Below are 21,575 nucleotides of genomic sequence, written 5' to 3'. Positions count from 1 at the left end.
ATGAAAGACAGCAGAACCCCGTATAGGAAGGACGGAGGGATGAACATGCAGACAGGAATCAGCCTGTGCATGATCGTGAAGGATGAGGCCGGGTCGCTTCAGCGATGCTTGGATGCTATTCAGGATGTTGTGGATGAGATCATCATTGTGGATACGGGATCAACGGACGAGACGATCGACATTGCCCGTGGTCATGGTGCGGTTGTTATCAGTGCAGCATGGACCGGAGATTTTAGTGCTGCTCGCAACCTGTCCCTTGCTGCTGCCACTCATCCTTGGATCCTGGTACTGGATGCGGATGAAGTCTGGATGCCTACAGCGCACAATCTGGCGGAGATGAAGCGGCTCCTGGAGCCAGGTCAGGACGACGTATGGGGATACTGGATACAGGTCACGAGTTTGCTCGGAATGTCTGGAGACGAGCGTGTGACGGATGCGGTGTGTCGTTTATTTCGGAACGATCCCCGGATTGCTTTTCAAGGCATGATTCATGAAGAAGTGGCATCTTCAATTCTATCCTTCGCTCCGTGGGGTGTGGTCGACTCCGGGCTTGAAATTATTCATTATGGCTATCTGGAGCACGTTATTGTTGGCAAAAATAAACCCGAGCGAAATATGCGGCTGATTCGCTCCGCTCTCCATGAGTCGCCGGATCAACCGGAACTGTTATATGCCATGGCCGCTGAGTGGTTTCAGCAAGCGAGATACGATGAAGCGCTCAGGCTGTTACAGCCTTTGCTGGCGAAGCTTACGCCGGAATGCGGATATCATTCGGATCTGGTACTCAAAACGGCCTATGCCTGGCGGGAAAGTAGCCGCCCAGAGAGAGCACTTGCTATCGTTGAGGAATGGAGGCCGCTGTATGCTGACTTCCCTGATCTGCTGGAGCTTGGTGCTGTGTTAGAGCTCGATCGGGGACGGGATGCTGCTGCTCTAAATTGGCTGAAGCAGGCCAAAGCCGCAGCTCCCACAGCCAGTCGATATACGTCCGTTTCCGGTGCCGGAACGTATCGCAGCCTGACTCTGGAAGGCATGGCCCATGAACGGCTAGGCTACTGGCAGGAGGCAGCTAAGGCTTATACATCTGCGCTCGTCGTACAGCCCGGCAGCTTGCAAGCATGGCAGCGGCTATTGCTGCTGGCCGCAGCTAGCGGGCGGCCGAACGTCATCGCAAGCGCAGCCCAGCGGGTAAGCCTGCCGCCTGCGGCCTGGCAGGCGCTGATCCCGGCCGCGCTGGATGCGCATCGGCCGGAATGGCTGATGCGCCACGAGGCATCGCTGGCCGCCGTGCTGCGGGCGCAGCACCTCGCCGCCGGGCTGGCGCTGGCCCAGCTCGGCGAGGAGACCGCTGCCCGGGCGGCCTTGCAGCCCTGGGCGACGCATGCGCAGCACGGGCCGGAGGCGGCGCTAGCGCTGTGGGCGCTCGGCCACAAGCAGCCCGGCGAGCACCGCACCCGGGCTGCGGCTGGCTTAGCGCGAGGCGCCGCAGCGTCGTCGCCAGCGCGGCGTAATGCCCGCCAGCAGGCGGCCGCGCCAGACGCAGCCCGCGCAGCGGAAGCGCTGCTGCGCGGCGGCGCCCCGGCCAGCTGCGCCCTGCCAGCGCCGCAGGCCGTGCACGCCCCGGCGCTGGCGCTTGCGCGCGTAGGCGCCTGGGCCGCATGGCTGCGCCTGCTGCAGGCCCTGCCGCCCGGCCAGGCGCCGGCGCTGCTCGCGGCGCTTCCGCCTGCGGCCCGCTGCGGGCTGCTGCGCGCGCCCGCGAGCGTGCGTGAAGGGCTGCTTGCGCTGTTCGGCACGCCGCATGGCGCGCCGCAGCCCTTCACGCACGAAGTGCCCGCCATGGTACTGGCGGGCACGCTCGCTTTGCTCGCCGGGCGGCAGCGCACGGCGCGTGATTGGGCCGAATGGGCCCACATCACTGCACGGCAACCTGCCTCCTCCGGCAGCCCGGCGACCACAATCCCGCCGGGCCTGCACACTCTGCTGCGCCTGACATCACCCGGCGCAGCATCCACTGAAGCATACGCTAACCAGTGCAGCATGCTGCTGGTTCATCTTTAACGCTTAGGCAATCCAAGGGTTTTAAGGATATAGAGTTAATCTCAATCTATGCCCCTCATCAGTGATCCCATTTATTCATCCCAATTGCTCTTTACGAATAACAGCACGGAAACAACGGATTGCCGGGCCATACATGTCAGACCAGATGGCATCATCCGGTTCTTTCACGCTCAGCTTGCCTTCGATCGTAAGTCCAGTGACAGCCATAATGGTCTCCAGCAGATCAGGGCGCATCTCGGGCACATCAAACGTGGCTATCAACCGTCCGTCTGGCTTCAGCACCCTGGCGAATTCGCGAAAGGCGCGCAGCATCGTGCCTGTATCCAGATGCTCCAACACAGAGATGCAGAATACGCTGTCAAACATCTCCGATTCATACGGAAGCTGAGCCAGATTGGCCTGCGCGAGATGCAGTCGGTCCAGGCTCGATTCCGGCAGGTCTCGTGCGGCCTGCTCACCAAAATCAGAAGCGATATCCAGCCGGATCGCTTCTCTGGACAAAATACGCTCATCCCAATCACAGGCATGAACTTCCCGGCAGTGCTCTGCCAGCCAGAATTTGAATGGATGGGATATACCACAGGCAGCGTCGAGTACGACGTCTTCCTGACGTGCAAACTGGCGTGCCCATTCGTATTCGTACGGACGGCTCCACCACGCAGGATGCAGTGGAAAAACCAATGTATCCGTTTTGGGGTCACCCTCCCGAATGTATCTTGATTCCGTGAAATCTGTTGCATTTGGCGTATCCATCATCCCCGAATTCCCTCCTTTAATCCTGCTTCTGCCAAAAAAGATTCCAATACTGTACTCCATCTCCGCCGCCAGTGGGATATGTCGTAGGATAACGCCGTCTCGCGGGCATAGATTCCCAACCGCTCCCGCTCGGCTCTATCCTGAACGAGACGCACCAGCGCGGCGGTCAGCGCTTCTTCCCCTGGAGGTACCAGCAGTCCGTTGAAGCCATCCTGAATCAGATCATTCAGTCCGCCAACATTGGAAGCAACAACCGGAAGCCCACAGCTCATCGCCTCCAGACAAGCGTAGGATGTTCCTTCCGAGAAGACAGTCGGGATCACGGCGATATCTGCCTGATGGTAGGCCTCGCGGATATCCCGAAAATCATACGTGCGCTGTATAATTCGATCCGCATGGGGGTGCGTGCGATGCCAGTATCGGAAGGATCGACCCACCGTGCTGCCTTCAACCAGCTCCCCGGCGAATTCGACTTCCAGATCAGGAAAGGCACCAAGCAGTCGGTCAGCTGCCAGCATCATCGGAATAATGCCCCGCTCCATGCTGATGCGGCGCGGATATAAAATGCGCAGTGGACGCGATGGGTTCACATGAATTGCAGCCGGTGTGTCGTCGCCCTGATCCTTCAAAGGTTCACCCATCAGCTCATTTGGCTGCCGACCAATGTGGCCCTGTCGGATATTCCCCGAGTCCAGTTCCTCAGCGATTACTGTCACCTCGGATCTGTCCGCCCGTACCATGCCGTCTCCATCGTTTCTTCCCCTCGCGGATGACGCAGCATTCAACCCCGAGACGGCAGCTTCAGCATGATCTTCAAGGCCTGCAAGATCCTTCTTCCATGCAGCCAGCCATTCTTCTTCCTGTTCATGCTCGAACGTACGCCTTGGCGGAGCAGGTGTGAAGTAGGAGGTATCCACTGCATTGGGAATGAGCACGACCTGACTGGCATCCGCAAACGTACAAGCAGCACGGCAAAAGGTCTGAAAATGTGAATCCACCGACACGATGCGTACAAGTCCATCCAGTGCCAGCTGAATATGCTCAGCGACTTGCTGCTTGGTCTCCAGCGGTAGCGCGGGACGATCCCAGTTAATCCCGTGGCAGATGCCGAGGCTGCCCGGCTTGTAGGCAATGGGCTGCCACAGACAGCTTGCATAGATCACAGGCCCTCGCGCTGCGGCAGCCATTCGGGCAAAAGCTTCGGGCACATCATTCATATCGTAGGCATACCCATATACATCGATCTGTTCCGTGCGGGTCTGAAAAGCTTCATAATAGGACAACTGATGAACCTCGGGGATATGTCCCAATCCGCGGATTACACTGCACAAATCAAGGACGTAACGCTCCAGGCCGCCCCCGAACACCCGGCTGAATTCCCGGTTATATCCATCGGTGAAGCTGTGTGTCAATATGCTGACAACGCCCATCTCACTGCTCCTCCTTCCACGGAATCAGTCGGGGATCCGGATCAAGAATCGATTCATAGTGTTCCAGGCTGCCCCACTCGCCGTGTGGATCAATTCGTTTATAACGCAAATATTTCCGAACCCGATCCTCCAGACTTCCTGCCCAGCCAAGATGCTGGACTTTCAATTCCGTGCTGATTCCGGGCAGTACGGTGCAGGGCAAGGGAAGACGAGGCACATGATGATTTTGCTGCGGATAAAAGTAAGGATAACCCGGCATATAACGGACCAGGGAAGCGGTATGACGTCGGTGAAGCCCCCAAAGCTCATCTTCCCGATAGTGAGTTCGTCCGCCCCACATATCGTAGAAGCGGAAAGCGATCCAGTCCGCATGATCCTGGTTAATCAGAGCGCGTATCGCTTTCTTCGCTTCCATGCTGTATAGCTCATCGGCATCAACCGAGAGCAGCCAATCGGGTGAGGTACCTACTGCTGCTTGCCATAGCGCATTGCGTAATCGCCATTCCTCCGCAAATAACGGCTTCTCCAGCACTTCCAGACGAACGACCTTTGGATAGGCTCTGCATATATCGGGTGTACCATCTGTGCTGGCATCGTCCACAATGACAATCTCATCTACGAATTCACTCAGGTCGCCCAGCACTTCCTCCAGGTATCGCCCTCGCTCGTTACGTACCTGAAGCATAGCGGTCAGTTTATTGCCCTGACTTTTACGAACACGACGAACGGTAAATGGTTCTCTAAATAGGCCTGTTTCCTGGTGTTTACCGGCATCCTGATCCCCTTGGTCACCTGGTTCAGCGTGCGGTAATTCCAACTTTTCAATTGGAGTATGAGATGTCTCGGATCGTATTTTCCTATGCACCATCGGTCCATTCACATGTTGTATACGCTTCTTCGGGTCCAGCATCATGGCACCTCCCCCAGCAATTGCTGGACGGCTTGATCCAACAGTTCCATCTCGACGATTCGCGCAAGAGCATCTTCATCCTCCAGTGCCGTCTCCAGAAATTGTCTCACCGCCCCGTGACGTTCCCCGCGCAGAGCCAGAGCTAGACCCGACAGCTGCCGATAATCCTGTCGGCTGGGGCTATCTTGGATATCCACTGCGTGCACCAAATCTAATGCATCTTCCACATGTCCAGTCTCCTGATAGATACGAAATTTCCAATGCCGTGCCGTTTCGCCTCCGAGTTCATCCAAAATGTGCAATGCATTTCCATAATCATCATTCAGACGCAGCAGTTCTGCCCGGACAAGTTGTTCCTCCCCGGCTTCAAGCCAGCGGCAGAGCTGTTCATAATGGTGACGTTCCTGCTCGCTGCCTGCGCTGATTCCATACACCTGCAACGCACTATCGATTTCCCCGGCCCTCGCATGAATCGCGGAGAGGAATCGATAGTGGGAGCTTACACAATCATTGCGCCCGTTTAATACCGCGTGGGAGAATGCTTCCTTGAGTGAAGCGGCCGCTCTGGAATCCTCTAGCACATATTCATAGGCTGCCAGCAAAAAGGAAATCGTCTCATGCGCTCCTGCTTTGGAACGAAGCTGACGATAGAAGTCGGCACGCACACTGCATTGCAGCCGGGTGACCGTATCCGGAACACCTGAGAGGGTCTGCCGAAGCGCATGCAGAAATAGCAGTTCATAGTCCCGGAGAGGAACTTCGAGGTCATCCTTTTGCATGACACCAGCAGGGGAGGTATCCTCTCCATTCAGCCAGATGGCACGTACACCCTGGAATACCAGCTTCATATAACGTGTTTCTGAAGTCGTACCCACCAGATCGGCGATACCGACCAGTCTTGAAATGCAGCTCTCCCACAAGGGGGACTCGGCTTCTTCACCGACCGGCTCAGGAAGAAGTACAATACAGAGCTCCGGATGGAGCGAAGCTGTGGCAGTCAGCCAGTAGGGATGCGCAACCACAGCAACCGTACGTGGCTCCTGTAACAGTTTCTCAGCTTCGTGAAGCGTGATAACGGAGATATTCGCAGGCATTTCCTCGGATCGCTCCAGACTGCTGACATAGTAGACAGGCCCTTCGGCAACCATTAGAGCAGCGATGTCTGGATAGGGAAAGGTAGACCATCCTCCTTTCCGGGGGAAAAGTATATAACGAAAGGCAGGCAGAGCCGTACTAGACTCTTCTGCATCTGCCCTTTGATGAGGCTCCGGGTCCAGAATCGGAGACATCTCTTCCATCGACAAATCACCTCACTTGATTTGCATTTTTGTCCGTTCATGGATTGAAGCAGCACCACCTGATAAAAATCGGATTGGTGCGGCTTTGAATGATATCAATGATTCCAATGATTCAATATGTAAAGCCCTTTTTGCCCAGCGTATTTTATGCCTGACACTAACATATGGGCGTTCCGTCCCAAACATGAGCATCTTCCGTGAATAGACGAAGCTGGCAAGCCCAAAGATTAGGTTTAATTTTTTCTATTGTGTGACCATCGTCACTTTTTTTTGCTGTCATGGCAGGGTTTGTGATAATTGTCACATGTATAAAATAGTCTATCTGGCACAATACGTTCATCAATACGTGTTTGGCTGACAGAAACGGAAGAAGGGGCTTCAATGCCAAATACGAAAACTGTGATATGAACAGAAAGAAGGGGTAACGGTATGGATCCGATCATGTTATCGCGTATCCAATATGCGCTCACAACGATTTTCCATTTCTTTTTTGTGCCGCTGTCCATCGGTCTTGTGCTGCTGGTAGCGATTATGGAGACGTTGTACGTAGTGAAGGGTAAGGAAGTTTACAAAACGATGGCCAAATTCTGGGGAAAACTGTTCCTGATTAACTTCGCCGTCGGTGTAGTCACAGGCATTCTGCAAGAATTCCAGTTCGGCATGAACTGGTCGGAGTACTCCCGTTTTGTCGGGGATGTATTTGGTGCGCCATTGGCTGTGGAAGCCTTATTGGCGTTTTTTATGGAGTCTACCTTTATTGGACTCTGGATTTTCGGATGGGATCGTTTGTCCAAAAAGGTGCACTTGGCGTGTATCTGGCTGGTATTTGTCGGCACATTCCTGTCCGCGCTCTGGATTCTGGCAGCCAATTCATTCATGCAGCATCCGGTTGGCTTCGAGATTAATAATGGCCGCGCAGAGATGAATGATTTCTTTGCACTGATTACGAATGGTCAACTACTGGTGGAGTTCCCGCACACGATCTTCGGTGCCCTGATGACAGGTGCATTCGTCGTAACCGGGATTAGTGCCTACAAGTTGATGAAGAAGCAGGATGTGGAGATTTTCCGCAAGTCGTTCAACATTGCCATCATTATTGGTCTGGTTTCCTCGCTGGGGGTTGCCTTCTCGGGTCACTTCCAGGCGCAATATCTGGTGGAGACGCAGCCAATGAAAATGGCAGCAAGTGAAGGAACATGGACGACGACGGAAGACCCTGCCCCATGGACGGTGGTAGCCTTTATCGATCCGGACAAACAGGAGAATTCCGGCGAGATCAAAATCCCTGGATTGCTCAGTTATCTGTCCTACAGCAAGTTCTCCGGCAGTGTCAAAGGTATGAAGGAGCTGCAAGCGGAGTATGAGCAAACGTATGGACCAGGGGACTATATTCCACCGGTACGGACAACGTTCTGGAGCTTCCGCATTATGATTGCTGCGGGTGGATTGATGATTTTGCTGGCTCTGTACGGTACATTCCTGGCGATGCGCCGCAAGCTGGAGGGAGCAGGCAAGTGGTTTATGCGTCTGATGGTGTTCGCCATCTCCCTGCCGTTTATCGCCAATACGTCGGGCTGGATTATGACTGAGGTGGGAAGGCAGCCGTGGACGGTATTCGGCTACATGACGACCGCAGCCGGGGTATCCCCGAACGTAAGCGCAGGACAGATTTTATTCTCCACCATTGCTTTTACAGCAGCGTATACGGTTCTCGGCATTGTGATGGTCTATCTGTTCGTTCGTGAAATCAAGGCAGGACCATATGCAGTCGAGAAGCCGGAGGAGCATGATGAATCGGCCGATCCGTTCGGCGTGGATGGGGGTTATTCTGTTGTCACTAAGTGAGTTGTGGTTTTTGCTGATTGCTGTCTTGTTTGTAGGTTTTTTCTTTCTGGAAGGTTTTGATTTTGGTGTGGGCATGTCCACTGCAATGATTGGCAAAACGGATCGTGAACGTCGTACCCTGATCAACTCGATCGGTCCGTTCTGGGATGGCAATGAAGTCTGGCTGATTACGGCGGGGGGTGCAATGTTTGCAGCCTTCCCGCACTGGTATGCTACGCTGTTTAGCGGTTTTTATCTGCCGCTGGTCGTGGTACTGCTGGCCTTGATCGGACGCGGAGTTGCCTTTGAATTCCGCAGCAAAATGAGACATGAACGCTGGCGCAAAACATGGGACATCATCATCGTAGTCTCCAGTGCGTTACTGCCATTCCTGTTCGGGGTTGTCTTCGCTACGTTGATGAAAGGCCTGCCTATTGATGCACAGATGCAGCTTCGTCCAGGCTTCCTGGACATCGTTAATCCGTATACGGTGGTCGGTGGGTTGAGCGTGACATTGTTGTGTCTGGTGCATGGTTTACTGTTTGCTTCACTGCGGACCGTCGGAGATCTTAGAGAACGTGCCCTGAATATGGCTAAAAGGCTGATGCTGCCGCTGGCCGCAATTCTCGCGGTCTACGCCGTGATGACATACTTCATGACCGATGTATTTGCCGTACGCGGCTGGGCACTCTGGATTATGGTAATCCTGGGCGCTGCTTCATTGGGCTTGGCGGCTTACTTCGTACGTCAGAAACGTGAAGCCTGGGCCTTCGGTATGACGGGCGCCGTCATTGCTATCGCGTTTGCCTCCGTGTTTATCGGTCTGTTTCCTAGGGTCATGGTGAGTTCTATGGGTTCGGCGTTTGATCTGACAGTCTATAATGCTTCATCCGGTGCATATTCGCTGAAAGTGATGACGATTGTGGCTTGTACGCTGCTTCCGTTTGTACTCGGCTATCAGATCTGGAGTTATTACATTTTCCGCAAACGTCTGAACGATCAGCATCACTTGGAGTACTGATATGGGACGGGGGCTGCTGAAGCTGCCGGGCATCCGGCCGGTACTGGCGCTGGCCTCAGCGCTGGTACTGTTACAGGCGATGACGATTATCATGCAGGCGAAATGGCTGGCACAGGCGATTACGGCATTGTTTCAAGGTTCACCTGTAACGGGGCAGTACCCGGTGCTGCTGTTGTTCTTGGCCGCTTTTGCCGCCCGCTATTCCCTGTCATTCTGGTTGCAGCTCATCGCTTCGCGGTACGCGGAGAAGACAGGAAACAGTCTGCGTAGACAGATGGTGGAGCAGTGGTTCCGGCTGGGACCGCGTTTTGCCAAAACTGAAGGAACAGGGCACCTGGTAACCTTGGCACGCCAAGGAACAGCCCAGTATAAGACGTATCTTGAATTGTTTATTCCCCGCATGCTTGGGATGGGGTTCACGCCAATCGTTATTCTGTTCTATGTCTTCAAGCTGGATATGATGTCCGGGGTTATCTTGACGCTGACGCTGCCGATCCTGATTGTTTTTATGATTTTGGTGGGGTTGGCTGCACAACGCAAGATCGATGGACAGTTCAAGTCGTACAAAGCGCTTGCTAATCATTTTGTAGATACGCTGCGTGGGCTGGAAACACTCAAAACACTGGGACAAAGCAGAAAACATGGGGAAACGATCATTCGGGTCAGTCAGCGTTATCGCAAGGCTACGATGTCTACCCTGCGTATGGCTTTTCTGTCCTCCTTCGCACTCGATTTCTTCACCATGTTGTCGGTGGCTTCGGTAGCGGTCGGCTTGGGGCTGCGTCTGACGGAAGGACATATGCTGCTTGGACCAGCGCTGACCGTACTTATACTCGCGCCGGAATACTTCCTGCCTGTACGAATGGTAGGTGCGGATTACCATGCCACACTGGACGGCAAAGAGGCGGTGGAAGCAATCAGCCAGATGATTGAACGAGGGAAACTGGCTGAACGTAAGCAGAAGGAAGCGTACACGAGTGCTGTTCTACATGGTGAGTCAGAAAAGAATGGAGAAATCTCTTCGCCTGAGCCTTCTTCTGGCCAAAGCGGTGTGAATCCATCTACCATACGGGTGGTCTTACGTGAGGTGAACGCCCGAAGTGACGTGGATGCTTCCTCATTGAAACCCTCTTGGGAGGCGACAAGCAGACTGGCACTCACTAACGTACAGGTACGGCATCAGGAAGATGGGCCATGCTCACTGAATGATGTGACGTTTCAGGTTTCCGGTTTTGGCAAAGTAGGGATTATCGGAGCGAGCGGAGCAGGAAAATCGACCCTGATTGATGTGCTGGCAGGTTTCCAGCAACTTACTTCAGGTCAGATCTTATATAACGGCCAGCCCTTATCTCCAGAGCTGATGGAAGATTGGAGAAAACAAACGGCGGCGATCCCGCAACATCCAACTATTTTCAGTGGCAGCTTGGCGGATAATGTTCGGTTCTATATGCCTGAGGCTTCGGATACGGAGGTGACTGACGCCATTCACGCAGCAGGTCTGCATAAGCTTACTTCCTCCTTGCCGAATGGGTTGCAGGAGCTTATCGGGGCTGGGGGAAGGCAGCTCAGCGGCGGGCAGGAACAGCGTATGGCTTTGGCAAGAGCTCTGCTTAGTGCGCGCCCGATCCTGCTGCTAGATGAGCCAACTGCGCATCTGGATGTGGAGACCGAGTATGAACTGAAACAGACGATGTTGCCGCTGTTTGAGGGTAAGCTGGTGTTTCTGGCAACACATCGACTGCATTGGATGCCGCATATGGATCGCATTATCGTAATGGATGGCGGCACGGTTGCAGAGACAGGAACACATGAGGAATTGTTGGTCCGACAAGGCGTATATTACCAGATGATTCAGGCCCAGATGGAGGCGGTGTGAGATGAAAGCCGGATATGAGCAGACAGAAGCAGCCCTGAGCAGGAGCAAAAAGAATAGCTGGATCACTCCGTACGTGGCACAGTACCGCTGGAGACTCGTGGCAGTCATAGCGCTGGGGATATGTGCTACATTATGTGCTGTGCTGCTGCTCTTCACCTCCGGGTTTCTGATCTCCAAGTCGGCGCTCCGTCCTGAAAATATTTTGATGGTATATGTACCTATCGTGGGTGTTCGTGCATTTGGAATTTTCCGTGCCGTATTCCGGTATGTCGAACGACTGGCCGGACATGATGCCGTTCTGCGTGTGCTTGCGGATCAGCGTGTGAAGCTATACCGGATTTTGGAGCCGCAGGCATTGTTCCTGCGCTCTCGCATGCAGACAGGAGACGTACTTGGTGCTCTTGCAGAGGACGTAGAACGACTGCAGGATATTTACCTGCGTACGGTATTTCCGGCGGTTACGGCGCTCATGATGTACGGTGGAGCTGTTGTGGCCTTTGGCAGCGTTGATCTGGGTTTTGCACTGTGGATGGGGTTGTACATGTTGTTTCTGGTTGCCGTGCTGCCTGCCATTTCCCTCCGTGTGACGTGGAAGTTGCGGGTGCGGCTGAAGCGGGAGAATGCCAAGTTGTACACTCGTCTGACCGATGGTGTGCTTGGCCTCGGGGATTGGATAGCGAGTGGACGAGCTGAAGAATTTGTGCGTGGGCAGGAAGAGGCAGAAGTACAGGCGGATCGTTTACGACTCCGCTTGCGGCAATGGACGCGCTGGCGTGATCTGGTTGCCCAATGTGTGATCGGACTAATGGTGGTATCCGTGACCTTATGGGCGGGAAATGCGGCTTCTGCGGGACAGCTGCCTGCGGTCATGATTGCTGCATTTGTGCTTGTGTTGTTTCCGCTCACGGAAGCACTGCTGCCCATAGGAGATGCCGTGGAGCATATCCCGCAGTATCGGGAATCGCTGACGCGATTGCAGCACTTGGAAGGTGAAGAACATAGACCGGAACAGTCTGGAACTGAAGAAGCGAATGCAGCAGCCGGAGCCAAAGAGGATTGGACCTCTGGAGTATCAAGCAGCAAACCGGTAGCTGGACCGCATGGACAACTGATGGGTCCCCTGGAGCTTACGGAAAGAGTTTCGGATCGACGTATCCGTCTGCGCATTCCACCCAGACTGCGAGCCGATATTCAGATTAAACAGGTGAGTTATCGTTATACGCCAGATGCTCCTTGTGCGGTGCAGGAGGTAACCCTTCATCTACCTCAAGGTAAACGCTTGGCTATTCTCGGTCGCAGTGGCGGTGGGAAATCAACCCTTTTGAAGCTCATTCAGGGAGCGTTGCTCCCTTCCGCCGGGAACATATTGATCAATGACCTTCCGGTACAAACGATGGGTGAAAATATAACGGATGTCATAGCGGTGCTGAACCAAAGTCCACATCTATTTGATACAACGGTAGCCAACAATCTGCGGATCGGCCGTCCGCATGCAACAGATGAAGAAATCCAGCGAGTGGCTGCGCAAGTAGGTTTATCCGATCTCATTGAATCTTTGCCGCAGGGTTATCACACCCCGATGCTGGAGACCGGACTTCGTTTCTCTGGTGGAGAGAGACAGCGGATTGCATTAGCACGGGTACTTCTTCGCGAAACACCTGTCGTTATTTTCGATGAACCAACGGTAGGACTTGATCCTGTGACGGAACGAGCCCTCATGCGGACGATTATGGACAGCATGCAGGGTAAAACGATGATCTGGGTCACCCATCACCTGATGGGAGCGGAACGGATGGATGAACTTATTTTTATGGAAAATGGACAGATTACCATGCAGGGTTCTCACGACCAATTGCTGGTCCGGGAAGAGCGTTATCGCCGTCTCGTTGAACTTGATCGACCGGGTTGGGCAGATGGGCAGAAACCTGCAGTTCCGCTGCCGCCTGCAGCTTCCAGATAAAATTGAATATGAGGTGCAGGCAGGGGCAGGTATGGGGTAGGGTAAGGTAAGGGGCGTTGACAGAGGTTTGTACACGACATGGTAGCTGGTGCCCTCTTAAATGGTAGTCCAATTCATCAGCAACATAGTAAAGAGACGGGCCACAGGATCAGTGGGCTCGTCTCTTTTTTTACACCTTTTGTTGAAACGTTTGTTTCTAATTTTACATCTCCACCAGCATCAAAATTATGGACGAGAGGCAAAGGCAGGTACTGATAAGATACAGGACGCCAACCACCTGATTGTGATTCAGACCTGCACGCAGCAAGCGATAGTGAGCTTGACTTGCATCTGCCTGATAGATGGCTTTACCTTGAATGAAACGTTTGATGACAACAAAAATGTTGTCGAAGATTGGCACACCAAGTGCCAGAATCGGTATGAAGATGGACAGCATAGTTGCTTGTTTGAAAGCACCGTCCAGGGCGATTACCGCCAGGATAAAGCCGAGAAACGTAGCTCCTGCATCTCCCATAAACACTTTGGCGGGAGCTTTGTTATATTTCAGATAACCAAGGGTTACACCGACCAGCGTAATGGCCATAAGGGCAGAATCGGTTTGCCCTTTGGTCATTGCAACGATAAACAGTGTAATGGCTGAGATGGCAGACAAACCGCCTGCCAGTCCGTCCATGCCATCCGTGAAGTTAATGACTGTCGTGACACCGAAGATCCACAGGATCGTCAGAATAAATTGCAGCCAGATCGGGAGCATGATGTATTCGGAGTTGAAGGGATTCACAAATCCTGTGAACGCAATGCCGGAAGCAAATACGAGTACTGCCGCCGAGACTTGAATGATCATTTTAGGCAGGGCAGGGAAGTCCTTGCCTTTCGTTTTGTACCAGTCATCGACTGTACCAATCGTTAATAGAAGCATTCCCCCAGCGACCAGAGCCGCCGTTTCCCAAGAAATTTCTTTCGTAAGAGCAATGTATGTCAGGAAGAATCCAGTAAATATCGCGTAACTTGCCGTCAGCGGGATGGGCTGCCTGTGCAGCTTGCGCTCCACATCTTCTCGGGGCTTGTCCACAAAATCGAGCCGATGTGCCAGTCGACCAAGCGGCGGAATAAGCAGAACCACGACAGCAAAAGACAGCATAAAAGCCAGTATGTATACCATAAATTCGCTTGATTCACTCCTATCTACCAATTTCCCCCTATTATACGAGCTAAACAGGAAATCTGTCGATGTCATTATTGTAACCTAAGCTTCATTCAAACTTGAAGGAGAGCATTCTAGCTTAAAGTTTCTGGGGCAGATAGGAGCCAAAGAGGGAAATCGCCGCATCTGCGCTATAACCGTCATCTCCCTGCCACGTTGCGGCAAAGTGGAAGTCGCTGTACCCGCCTCGGCTTTTTCGTGGCGTATCCTGCGGCACAAGCAGTCCGGCCGCACCCCAGATTTCGAGGATGGCGTCGCGTTCCTGTTTGCTCGAAGGAAACAAGCCTTTCCAGCGTTTCTCCAACCCGCGTGCACTCTCATGAGGCTCGCAGGTTTGCGCTGCTTCAAGCAGGCTCACAAGTATAGCGATGTCTGCGTCAGTCACTTCATAGATGGCTTCCTTGCTAGCCAGCAGTAGATCCAGATCCATCAGGCAGTATAAAAGGTTGTTGTGGCGGACTCCACCCCATTTCACCCGTTCAAAGTTCAATACATTCAGATCGACGTCCGTGTACGCCTTGTCCGATTGAAGGCGTAGGAAGTTGCAATCCCCGCACGAGCTGGTGTTGGCATGCAGCGCACGGCGCTCCTCGTAGGTATGCAAAGGCAGTTGCGAGGTTAAATCCCAGCTGGAAAGCGCGCTGCGCAGATATACTTTTTTGGTAGATAAACTGTGTAAAAATGCCGATACTACCCGTCGCTTGATGGAGTTATCCTGATGAATCTCACGCAAACGTGCGACGATCTCATCATGGGTAATGGTCAGTGGGTCGAACATCACACCTCTGCTTTTGGCATATTCAAATTCATCCCCCGAGAAGGGAGCCGATGTTGTTTTCCAGCCGCCGCTTCCCCAGAAGGTACCCAGTAGAATTTTTGCCGCTTTTTTATCCAAGAAATTAACCTCCTTTATACAATCCATATGATGATGTATCGCATGATTCAAGCCTGGTTTTTCTTAATGTACATATTCCTCGGTTGTATTCAGAATCAGTTCAACAAGACCGGGAAAACGGGAGTTCAAGTCTTCCTTTCGCAGAGAATAGAAGTGCTGTTTACCTTCAATGCGAGGCCGGATAAGGCCTGCTTCACGCAAGATTTTGATGTGATGAGACAACGTTGATTTGGAAATATGGTCGACTTCGAAGGCGGAACAGTTTTTCTCGCCAGAGCTGGCCAGACAGTGTGCAATTTTCATCCGTACCGGATCGCCGAGTGCGTTGCAAACCGTGGTCAGATTCAATTCCGAAGCCATAGGTATCGTTGGAGTTTTCATATCTATGACGGTAGCATATTCGACAAGCTCTTTCAATGTTTGAATTTTTTCGAACTGAGGGTTGTTCTGGGGACATAAAATGTGGTACATTTCATCTCAGTTAGTTTGAAATTTTTCGAACTATAAAATATAGAATCGGATGGCAATACTTCTAGGAGGAATAATGATGAGCACAACAAGCACTACAACCATGTTAAACAACTATTTCCGTTTATTTGACGCTTCCCGTACAGACAAACGTGCGATGCAGGATCTGTTGTCCCTGTTTACACCGGATGCAGAGATTGTGCTGAATGGCACCAGCAGAACCGGATTTGATGGTTTTATGCAAGCTTTCTATGAATACAATAGCGATGTGAAACATATGTGGGACCAATGGGTTCTTCAGCCGGATGGCAGCTATCAAACGAACTGGGCGGTATGCGGACAAGCGGTGGACGGAACGGTATATGCCAAAACAGGCATCGATATCGCTCGTGTGAATGAGGCGGGGCAGATTGTATATCTGGAAAATGTGCAGGCGGATAAGGATGCATTCAGCAAATATAACCAGTAAATTTCAGGTGTCTACAGACATTCTATAACTCCACAGCAGCTATATGCTGTGGAGTTTTGTTATGCCCATATGTGAAGGGTCTGGAGACGTAACGTGGATTATGTTTATTATACTTTGTGAAAAAAAGCCTGCATGAAAAAGGCCGTTCCCCGTTGCACTCGGGGACGGCCTTCATGAATATGCATCAGACTGATTATCGGGATGTCATATGTTATTCCGAACCGGGCAGCCCCCAGCGGCCATCCTAGAATGGATAGGGTGAACGGCGACTTCCAACGAACCTCACACACGCTATTGGAGGGTATTCGGCATAATCATGTTTTTAACGAATCCCGGGCACCCTATTGCCCTGTATTTTCAAATTATAGGCAGATATATGCTGCATCAGCTGATATTAGGTGGCTGAAGTTCGTTAGAACACTAAAACAAGCTCTAAACCTCTAATAAGATGAGCACGGTTCGTTAGCGTATGGCGTTTGGCAGAAGGGAGACGCGTTCTGTGATGAACTCGCTCAATTGCCTCTCACACACCATCCAATTCCACTCATTTCTGCATCGTTTTATTCTGAAAAGCAGCAATATCCGCATACTCTTCTTCAAACTTGCGGGAGATGCGGATGAAGATCGGCAGCAGTTCGCGATAGATGCGAACGCTATCCGGGTCTGGCTGATGACGATGGGTCGATCCAATCATGCCGGAGACGGCGCTGAGGGAATCGATGCGGCCAAGAGCATAAAGCCCCAACACAGCTGCCCCAAGGCAGGAGCTTTCGATACTTTCGGGAATGATGACATCCTGGTCGAAAATATCAGCCATCATCTGGCGCCACAGCTCGGAGCGGGCGAAGCCGCCCGTCGCCTGAATCTTTTTGGGACGCCCGATTTTCTCTTCAATCGCCAGCATGACGGTGTAGAGGTTAAACAAGACCCCTTCGAGAGCAGCGCGAATCATATGCTCCTTCTTATGATGCAGCGTCAGGCCGAAGAATGAACCACGTGCATTCGGATTCCAGAGTGGGGCCCGCTCACCCGTCATGTACGGATGGAACAGCAGGCCTTCCGAACCTGGAGGTACATTTTCGGCGACACGGGTCAATACTTCATACGGATCAATGCCGAGTCGTTTCGCTGTTTCTACCTCGGATGCCGCAAACTCATCCCGAATCCAACGGAATATCACCCCGCCATTGTTGACCGGACCGCCAATCACCCACGCATCCTCCGTGAGCGCATAGCAGAAGAAACGCCCTTTCGGATCCGTGACCGGCTTGTCCACGACGGTACGAATCGCTCCGCTGGTCCCGATGGTAACCGCTACAACGCCTGGATCAATGGCGTTAACACCCAGATTGGAGAGCACGCCGTCACTTGCCCCGATGACAAATGGCGTCGAATCCGCAATACCCATCTCCTTGGCGTACTCAGGATTCAAACCTTTCTTAAGTACATGTGTCGTCGGCACAAGGCGGGACAGATGATCCGGAGTGATGCCTGCGACATGGAGAGCTTCCTCGTCCCAGTCGAGCTTTTCGAGATTCATCATTCCCGTGGCAGAGGCCATGGAGTGGTCAATTACATACTCGGAGAACAATTTATAAAATACGTATTCTTTCATTGAAATCAATTTGTGCGTCTGCTTGAACAGTTCGGGTTGATCTCGGGTTAGCCACATGATTTTGGTCAGAGGTGACATCGGATGAATCGGTGTACCGGTTCTCAAATAGATTTCATGACCGTTCATTTCGGTTTTGAGTGCTTCCGTCCACTCGGCACTACGATTGTCTGCCCAGGTCATCGCTCGCATCAGTGGTTTGCCCTGTTCATCAACAGGCAGAATGCTGTGCATGGCTGAACTGAACGATACAAACAGGATTTCATCCGGTTTGATACCCGCTTTGGAGGTCGCTTGCTTAACCGATTCTACGACGGCTTTGAAAATATCTTCTGCATCCTGCTCTGCAATCGCAGGAGTAGGGGTATACAGCGGGTAATCGGCACCGCCTTGAGCCACGATGGTTCCGTTCTCTTCAAACAGGACGGCCTTCGTGGAGGTGGTGCCGATATCTACGCCGATCATATAGGGTGAAGAAGCCATTTTGTCATCCCTCTTTCTTGAATATATAAGTGAATGAATGCTGTCTATTCATCCAACTTATATGGCATCTGGTATTTATCTATAGATAAGAATATCAGACTTGAGGGATGGATCAAAATGCGCTATCCCTAATCCTTTACAGCTCCTGCAGCAATATCCGAAATAAACTGACGGCTGATGAACAGGAACATTACGATCAGTGGAATAACAGCCAGCAATGTACCCGCGATAACCATTGCGTAATCCGTATTGTACAGTCCGTTTAATTGAGACAACGCAATCTGCAGTGTATACTTTCGTGCATCCGTCAAGACGATCAGGGGCCAGAGATAATCATTCCATACGCCAATAAACGTGAACGCACCGAGGAAAGCAAACGCAGGCCGCAGAATGGGTAGCGCCACATTCCAATAGAGCCGGAAAAAATTACAGCCATCGATTCGCCCGGCATCCAGCAGGTCATTCGGTATCGACTCCGTGGCGTATTGGCGAATCCAGAAGATCCCGAAGGCGTTCACCATGCCCGGAATAATGAGGGCTTTGAAGGAACCGACCCATCCGAATGTCGCCATCAGCACGAAGGAAGGGACCAGCGACAGCTGGGAAGGAACCATCATGGTGGCGAGCAGCAGGACGAAGAGCCATTTTTTGCCCGGGAATTCAAACTTCGCAAACGCAAACCCCGCCAATGAGTCAAAAAACAGCACCAGTACTGTCACCAAGCCTGATACAAACAACGTATTCATGAATGCGCCCCAGAAGTCAATCTGCTCTAGTACTCGACTGACATTATTCCATAGCTCGCTCCCAAACCAGAGTCTGGGTGGGAATGTATAAATTTCGGACGTCGTCCGGGTGGACATTACAATCAGCCAATAGAACGGGAACATGGAAATGAGCATGCCCCCGATAAGACCGGTATACAGCACCAACGATTTGAGAGATTTGGACGTCATGAGCGCTCCCCCCTTGTCACATCAGGATGACTTGCCTTGAACGAGCTTCCAGTTCACAATCGAGAACAGGGCGATAATGAGGAACATGCCCCAACCAACCGCAGCACCGTAACCAAAATAGTTGTTTATAAACGATTCTCGGTAAAGGTACAATACAATCGTCATCCCGGCTGCACCTGTACCGCCATCGTTACCCACGAGAATTTGAGGTTCGGTGAACAGCTGCATGCCGCCGATCGTTGATGTGATCACAGTGAACAGAATGACGGGACGCAGCATTGGAATCGTAATTCGGAAAAAGGACTGTATTCCGGATGCACCGTCAATCTTGGCAGCCTCGTACAATGTCTGCGGGATGCTCTGAAGTCCGGCCAGATAGATAACTGCGTTGTATCCTGTCCAGCGCCAGACTACCATGGAGGAGATTGCCACTTTGATACCCCAGGGTGCGTCCAGCCATTCCACCACGGGAAGTCCGACGGACTGTAGCAGATAGTTGAGGAAGCCATAATTGTTGGCAAACAAGGCACCGAAGATAATGGCCACGGCCACGATGGACGTCACGTTCGGCAGGAAATATCCCACGCGAAACAGCGTACGGAACTTCACAAAAGGGGCATGCAGTAGAAACGCAATGATCAGTGCAAAGAACAACATCGGAATGGTAGCGTAAATCCAGATCATGAATGTATTGCCCACGGCTTGCCAGAATTCAGCATCGGTCAGCATATATTTAAAATTGTTTAGTCCGTTATAGGTCATTACACCAATGCCATCCCACTTGTGGAAGGCAAGATATAAGGAAAATGCAATCGGAAACAGCCCAAACACGGCAAACAGAATGTAAAACGGGGAGATCGCCACATAGAGTGCACGATGTTCCCACATCCGGGACAAGAGTGATTTCTGCCGATCCAAATCCGGACTTGCCTTCCCCGGATCCGGAGTGAGGCGAGGTTCGGTTACAGCCATATGAATTCCTCCTTTGCGGATTGCCATCTCATAAGAGTGTCTGAATTAACGCTGTAACTCCCGCTCAACACGTTGAACCGTATCGGGCCATACCTGCTCCGGATTGGCATTTTGCTTCGCGATATCATTCAGCCGCCGAGTAATGATGTTGTGCACCGAAGGGTACCGTTCGCCAAAGAAAGCCTCGGGCACATGCTGTGCCGATTCGGCAAATACAGGCCCTGTTGCCTGTCCGCCGAAGAAGGGTTCTTCTTCTTTCATCGCCGGTGTATCAAACACACCAGGTGCCGAAGGAAACAGGTTCAACGTCTTATATTGTTCAAGCTGGTTATCCGGGCTTTGCAGCCACTGGATGACCTCGAACGCTTCTTTTGGGTGTTTGCTTGACTTCAAAATGGACAGGAATGATCCACCGTTATTGCCATCTCCACCAGGAGCGCGAGTGACTCGCCACTTGCCAGATGTATCCGGCGCGGCTTCCTGCAGTACTTGCTTCATCCAGACAGCTCCCACAAAGGAAGCAATCTCACCATTATTCATCGCTGCGTTCCAGCCCGGCGTCCAGCCGTCTGCATTAGCGAGCAGCCCTTTTTGCTTGAAGGATACGGCGGTATCCCAGCTCTGCTTGACGAGTGGAGAATCCATACCGATAAACGAGCCGTCAGGACGGAAATACCGTTCGGTTCCTTGCGATAACACTTGATTGTAAACGGTTCCAATATTGTCGGTTAGAAATACTTTGCCTCCGAACTTTTCCTTGATCTTTTCTCCTGCAGCAGAATAGGCATCCCAGTTGTTGATCTGATGAGCCACTTCTTCAGGCTCGGAAGGCAATCCGGCCTCTTTAAATAGATCTGCACGGTAGAAGAGGGCTGTCGGTCCTGTATCCATAGGGAAACCGATCATTTGTCCATCCGGTGTAACGCCTTGCTTCCATTTCCAATCCAGATATTGGTCTTCGACGTCACCTGCGCCGAGATCATACAGATTATAGAAACGGTCCTCGCTGGGAAAGAGCTCCATGATCCAATCGTTCAATGCGACAATGTCCGGCTCACCTGAGCGCGCAGCGAGTGTTGTTTTGAGTTTTGCCTTGAAATCACCACCGATTTTCTGGGCGGTCAGTTCAATATTGGGGAACTTTTCCTTGGCCTTGGCAATCAGCTTATCATCGATGGAACGGTTCCAGTACCACAATGTAAGCGCTACCTTTTTGTTGCTCGATGAATCGTTCTGTCCCGGCCATATGGAGCATCCGCTCACCAGCATGACACAGACTAGCAGAATGGCTGTCCAGCATGTTCTTTTCCGGCGGATCATGTGATAACCCCCTCATCGTTAAGTTCGAGGCATGAAGTGCGATGGACTACAACATAAGTGTAT

The 21,575-nt window shown here is 52.2% G+C and carries 17 protein-coding genes; 6 read left to right on the top strand and 11 right to left on the bottom strand.

Translation table 11 applies throughout. The features are described 5' to 3' along the window. The first annotated feature begins 45 nt into the window (after positions 1-45). Positions 46-2,058: a glycosyltransferase gene (locus DC345_RS10695; RefSeq protein ID WP_181586552.1), complete on the top strand. Its 2,013-nt coding sequence runs from the start codon at positions 46-48 to the stop codon at positions 2,056-2,058. A gap of 75 nt (positions 2,059-2,133) precedes the next feature. On the opposite strand, the gene DC345_RS10690 is transcribed toward DC345_RS10695, so the two are convergent. The 4 genes from DC345_RS10690 to DC345_RS10675 are packed head-to-tail and all read right to left on the bottom strand — an operon-like array spanning position 2,134 to position 6,452. Continuing rightward, entirely contained in the window at positions 2,134-2,814 is a 681-nt protein-coding gene (locus DC345_RS10690; RefSeq protein ID WP_113053070.1) for a class I SAM-dependent methyltransferase, read from the bottom strand. Continuing rightward, on the bottom strand, positions 2,811-4,244 hold the full coding sequence (locus DC345_RS10685) for a glycosyltransferase family 4 protein (protein WP_113053069.1): 1,434 nt from the start codon (positions 4,242-4,244) through the stop codon (positions 2,811-2,813). The genes DC345_RS10690 and DC345_RS10685 overlap by 4 nt, the downstream gene beginning before the upstream one ends. Position 4,245: 1 nt before the next feature. Beyond that, positions 4,246-5,154 carry a glycosyltransferase gene (locus DC345_RS10680; RefSeq protein WP_113053068.1) on the bottom strand — a complete coding sequence of 303 codons (909 nt, stop codon included), beginning with the start codon at positions 5,152-5,154 and terminating at the stop codon, positions 4,246-4,248. Then, positions 5,154-6,452: a hypothetical protein gene (locus tag DC345_RS10675; RefSeq protein WP_113053067.1), complete on the bottom strand. Its 1,299-nt coding sequence runs from the start codon at positions 6,450-6,452 to the stop codon at positions 5,154-5,156. The genes DC345_RS10680 and DC345_RS10675 overlap by 1 nt, the downstream gene beginning before the upstream one ends. 429 nt (positions 6,453-6,881) lie before the next feature. On the opposite strand from DC345_RS10675, the gene DC345_RS10670 reads away from it, so the two are divergent. Genes DC345_RS10670 through DC345_RS10655 form a run of 4 tightly spaced genes read left to right on the top strand, consistent with a single transcriptional unit; the run spans position 6,882 to position 13,133 of the window. Then, the gene (locus DC345_RS10670) at positions 6,882-8,297 is read left to right on the top strand and encodes a cytochrome ubiquinol oxidase subunit I (protein ID WP_113053066.1); all 1,416 of its coding nucleotides are present in this window, start codon (positions 6,882-6,884) and stop codon (positions 8,295-8,297) included. Next, positions 8,281-9,297: a cytochrome d ubiquinol oxidase subunit II gene (gene cydB, locus DC345_RS10665; RefSeq protein ID WP_113053347.1), complete on the top strand. Its 1,017-nt coding sequence runs from the start codon at positions 8,281-8,283 to the stop codon at positions 9,295-9,297. The genes DC345_RS10670 and cydB overlap by 17 nt, the downstream gene beginning before the upstream one ends. A gap of 1 nt (position 9,298) precedes the next feature. Further along, positions 9,299-11,173, top strand: a complete 1,875-nt coding sequence (cydD, locus tag DC345_RS10660) for a thiol reductant ABC exporter subunit CydD (RefSeq protein WP_113053065.1) — start codon at positions 9,299-9,301, stop codon at positions 11,171-11,173. 1 nt (position 11,174) lies between these two features. Further along, positions 11,175-13,133: an amino acid ABC transporter ATP-binding/permease protein gene (locus DC345_RS10655; RefSeq protein WP_113053064.1), complete on the top strand. Its 1,959-nt coding sequence runs from the start codon at positions 11,175-11,177 to the stop codon at positions 13,131-13,133. 202 nt (positions 13,134-13,335) lie between these two features. On the opposite strand, the gene DC345_RS10650 is transcribed toward DC345_RS10655, so the two are convergent. The 3 genes from DC345_RS10650 to DC345_RS10640 form a co-directional block, all read right to left on the bottom strand. Beyond that, positions 13,336-14,295, bottom strand: coding sequence for an MraY family glycosyltransferase (locus DC345_RS10650; RefSeq protein ID WP_113053063.1), 960 nt, complete (start codon positions 14,293-14,295; stop codon positions 13,336-13,338). Positions 14,296-14,416: 121 nt separating this feature from the next. After that, the gene (locus tag DC345_RS10645; RefSeq protein WP_113053062.1) at positions 14,417-15,232 is read right to left on the bottom strand and encodes a hypothetical protein; all 816 of its coding nucleotides are present in this window, start codon (positions 15,230-15,232) and stop codon (positions 14,417-14,419) included. 63 nt (positions 15,233-15,295) lie between these two features. Further along, positions 15,296-15,613, bottom strand: coding sequence for an ArsR/SmtB family transcription factor (locus DC345_RS10640; protein WP_258530612.1), 318 nt, complete (start codon positions 15,611-15,613; stop codon positions 15,296-15,298). 166 nt (positions 15,614-15,779) lie between these two features. Here DC345_RS10640 and DC345_RS10635 point away from each other — a divergent pair, with 166 nt between their 5' ends. Further along, complete coding sequence (locus tag DC345_RS10635; RefSeq protein WP_113053061.1) at positions 15,780-16,169, top strand: nuclear transport factor 2 family protein; 390 nt, start codon at positions 15,780-15,782, stop codon at positions 16,167-16,169. A gap of 544 nt (positions 16,170-16,713) precedes the next feature. On the opposite strand, the gene gntK is transcribed toward DC345_RS10635, so the two are convergent. From gntK to DC345_RS10615, 4 genes are all read right to left on the bottom strand, one after another. Further along, complete coding sequence (gene gntK, locus DC345_RS10630) at positions 16,714-18,264, bottom strand: gluconokinase (RefSeq protein ID WP_113053060.1); 1,551 nt, start codon at positions 18,262-18,264, stop codon at positions 16,714-16,716. 128 nt (positions 18,265-18,392) lie between these two features. After that, a complete protein-coding gene (locus tag DC345_RS10625) occupies positions 18,393-19,220 on the bottom strand; it encodes a carbohydrate ABC transporter permease (protein ID WP_113053059.1) in 828 nt (275 codons plus the stop codon). Between the two features lie 21 nt (positions 19,221-19,241). Continuing rightward, entirely contained in the window at positions 19,242-20,108 is an 867-nt protein-coding gene (locus DC345_RS10620) for a carbohydrate ABC transporter permease (RefSeq protein ID WP_064642040.1), read from the bottom strand. 129 nt (positions 20,109-20,237) lie between these two features. Then, positions 20,238-21,512, bottom strand: a complete 1,275-nt coding sequence (locus tag DC345_RS10615; protein ID WP_064641745.1) for an ABC transporter substrate-binding protein — start codon at positions 21,510-21,512, stop codon at positions 20,238-20,240. Positions 21,513-21,575 lie beyond the last annotated feature (63 nt).

Origin of the sequence: Paenibacillus taichungensis (assembly GCF_003287275.1) — a bacterium.
In the GTDB taxonomy this organism is placed as follows: Bacteria; Bacillota; Bacilli; order Paenibacillales; family Paenibacillaceae; genus Paenibacillus; species Paenibacillus taichungensis_A.
This window is presented reverse-complemented; position numbering and strand designations above follow the sequence as displayed.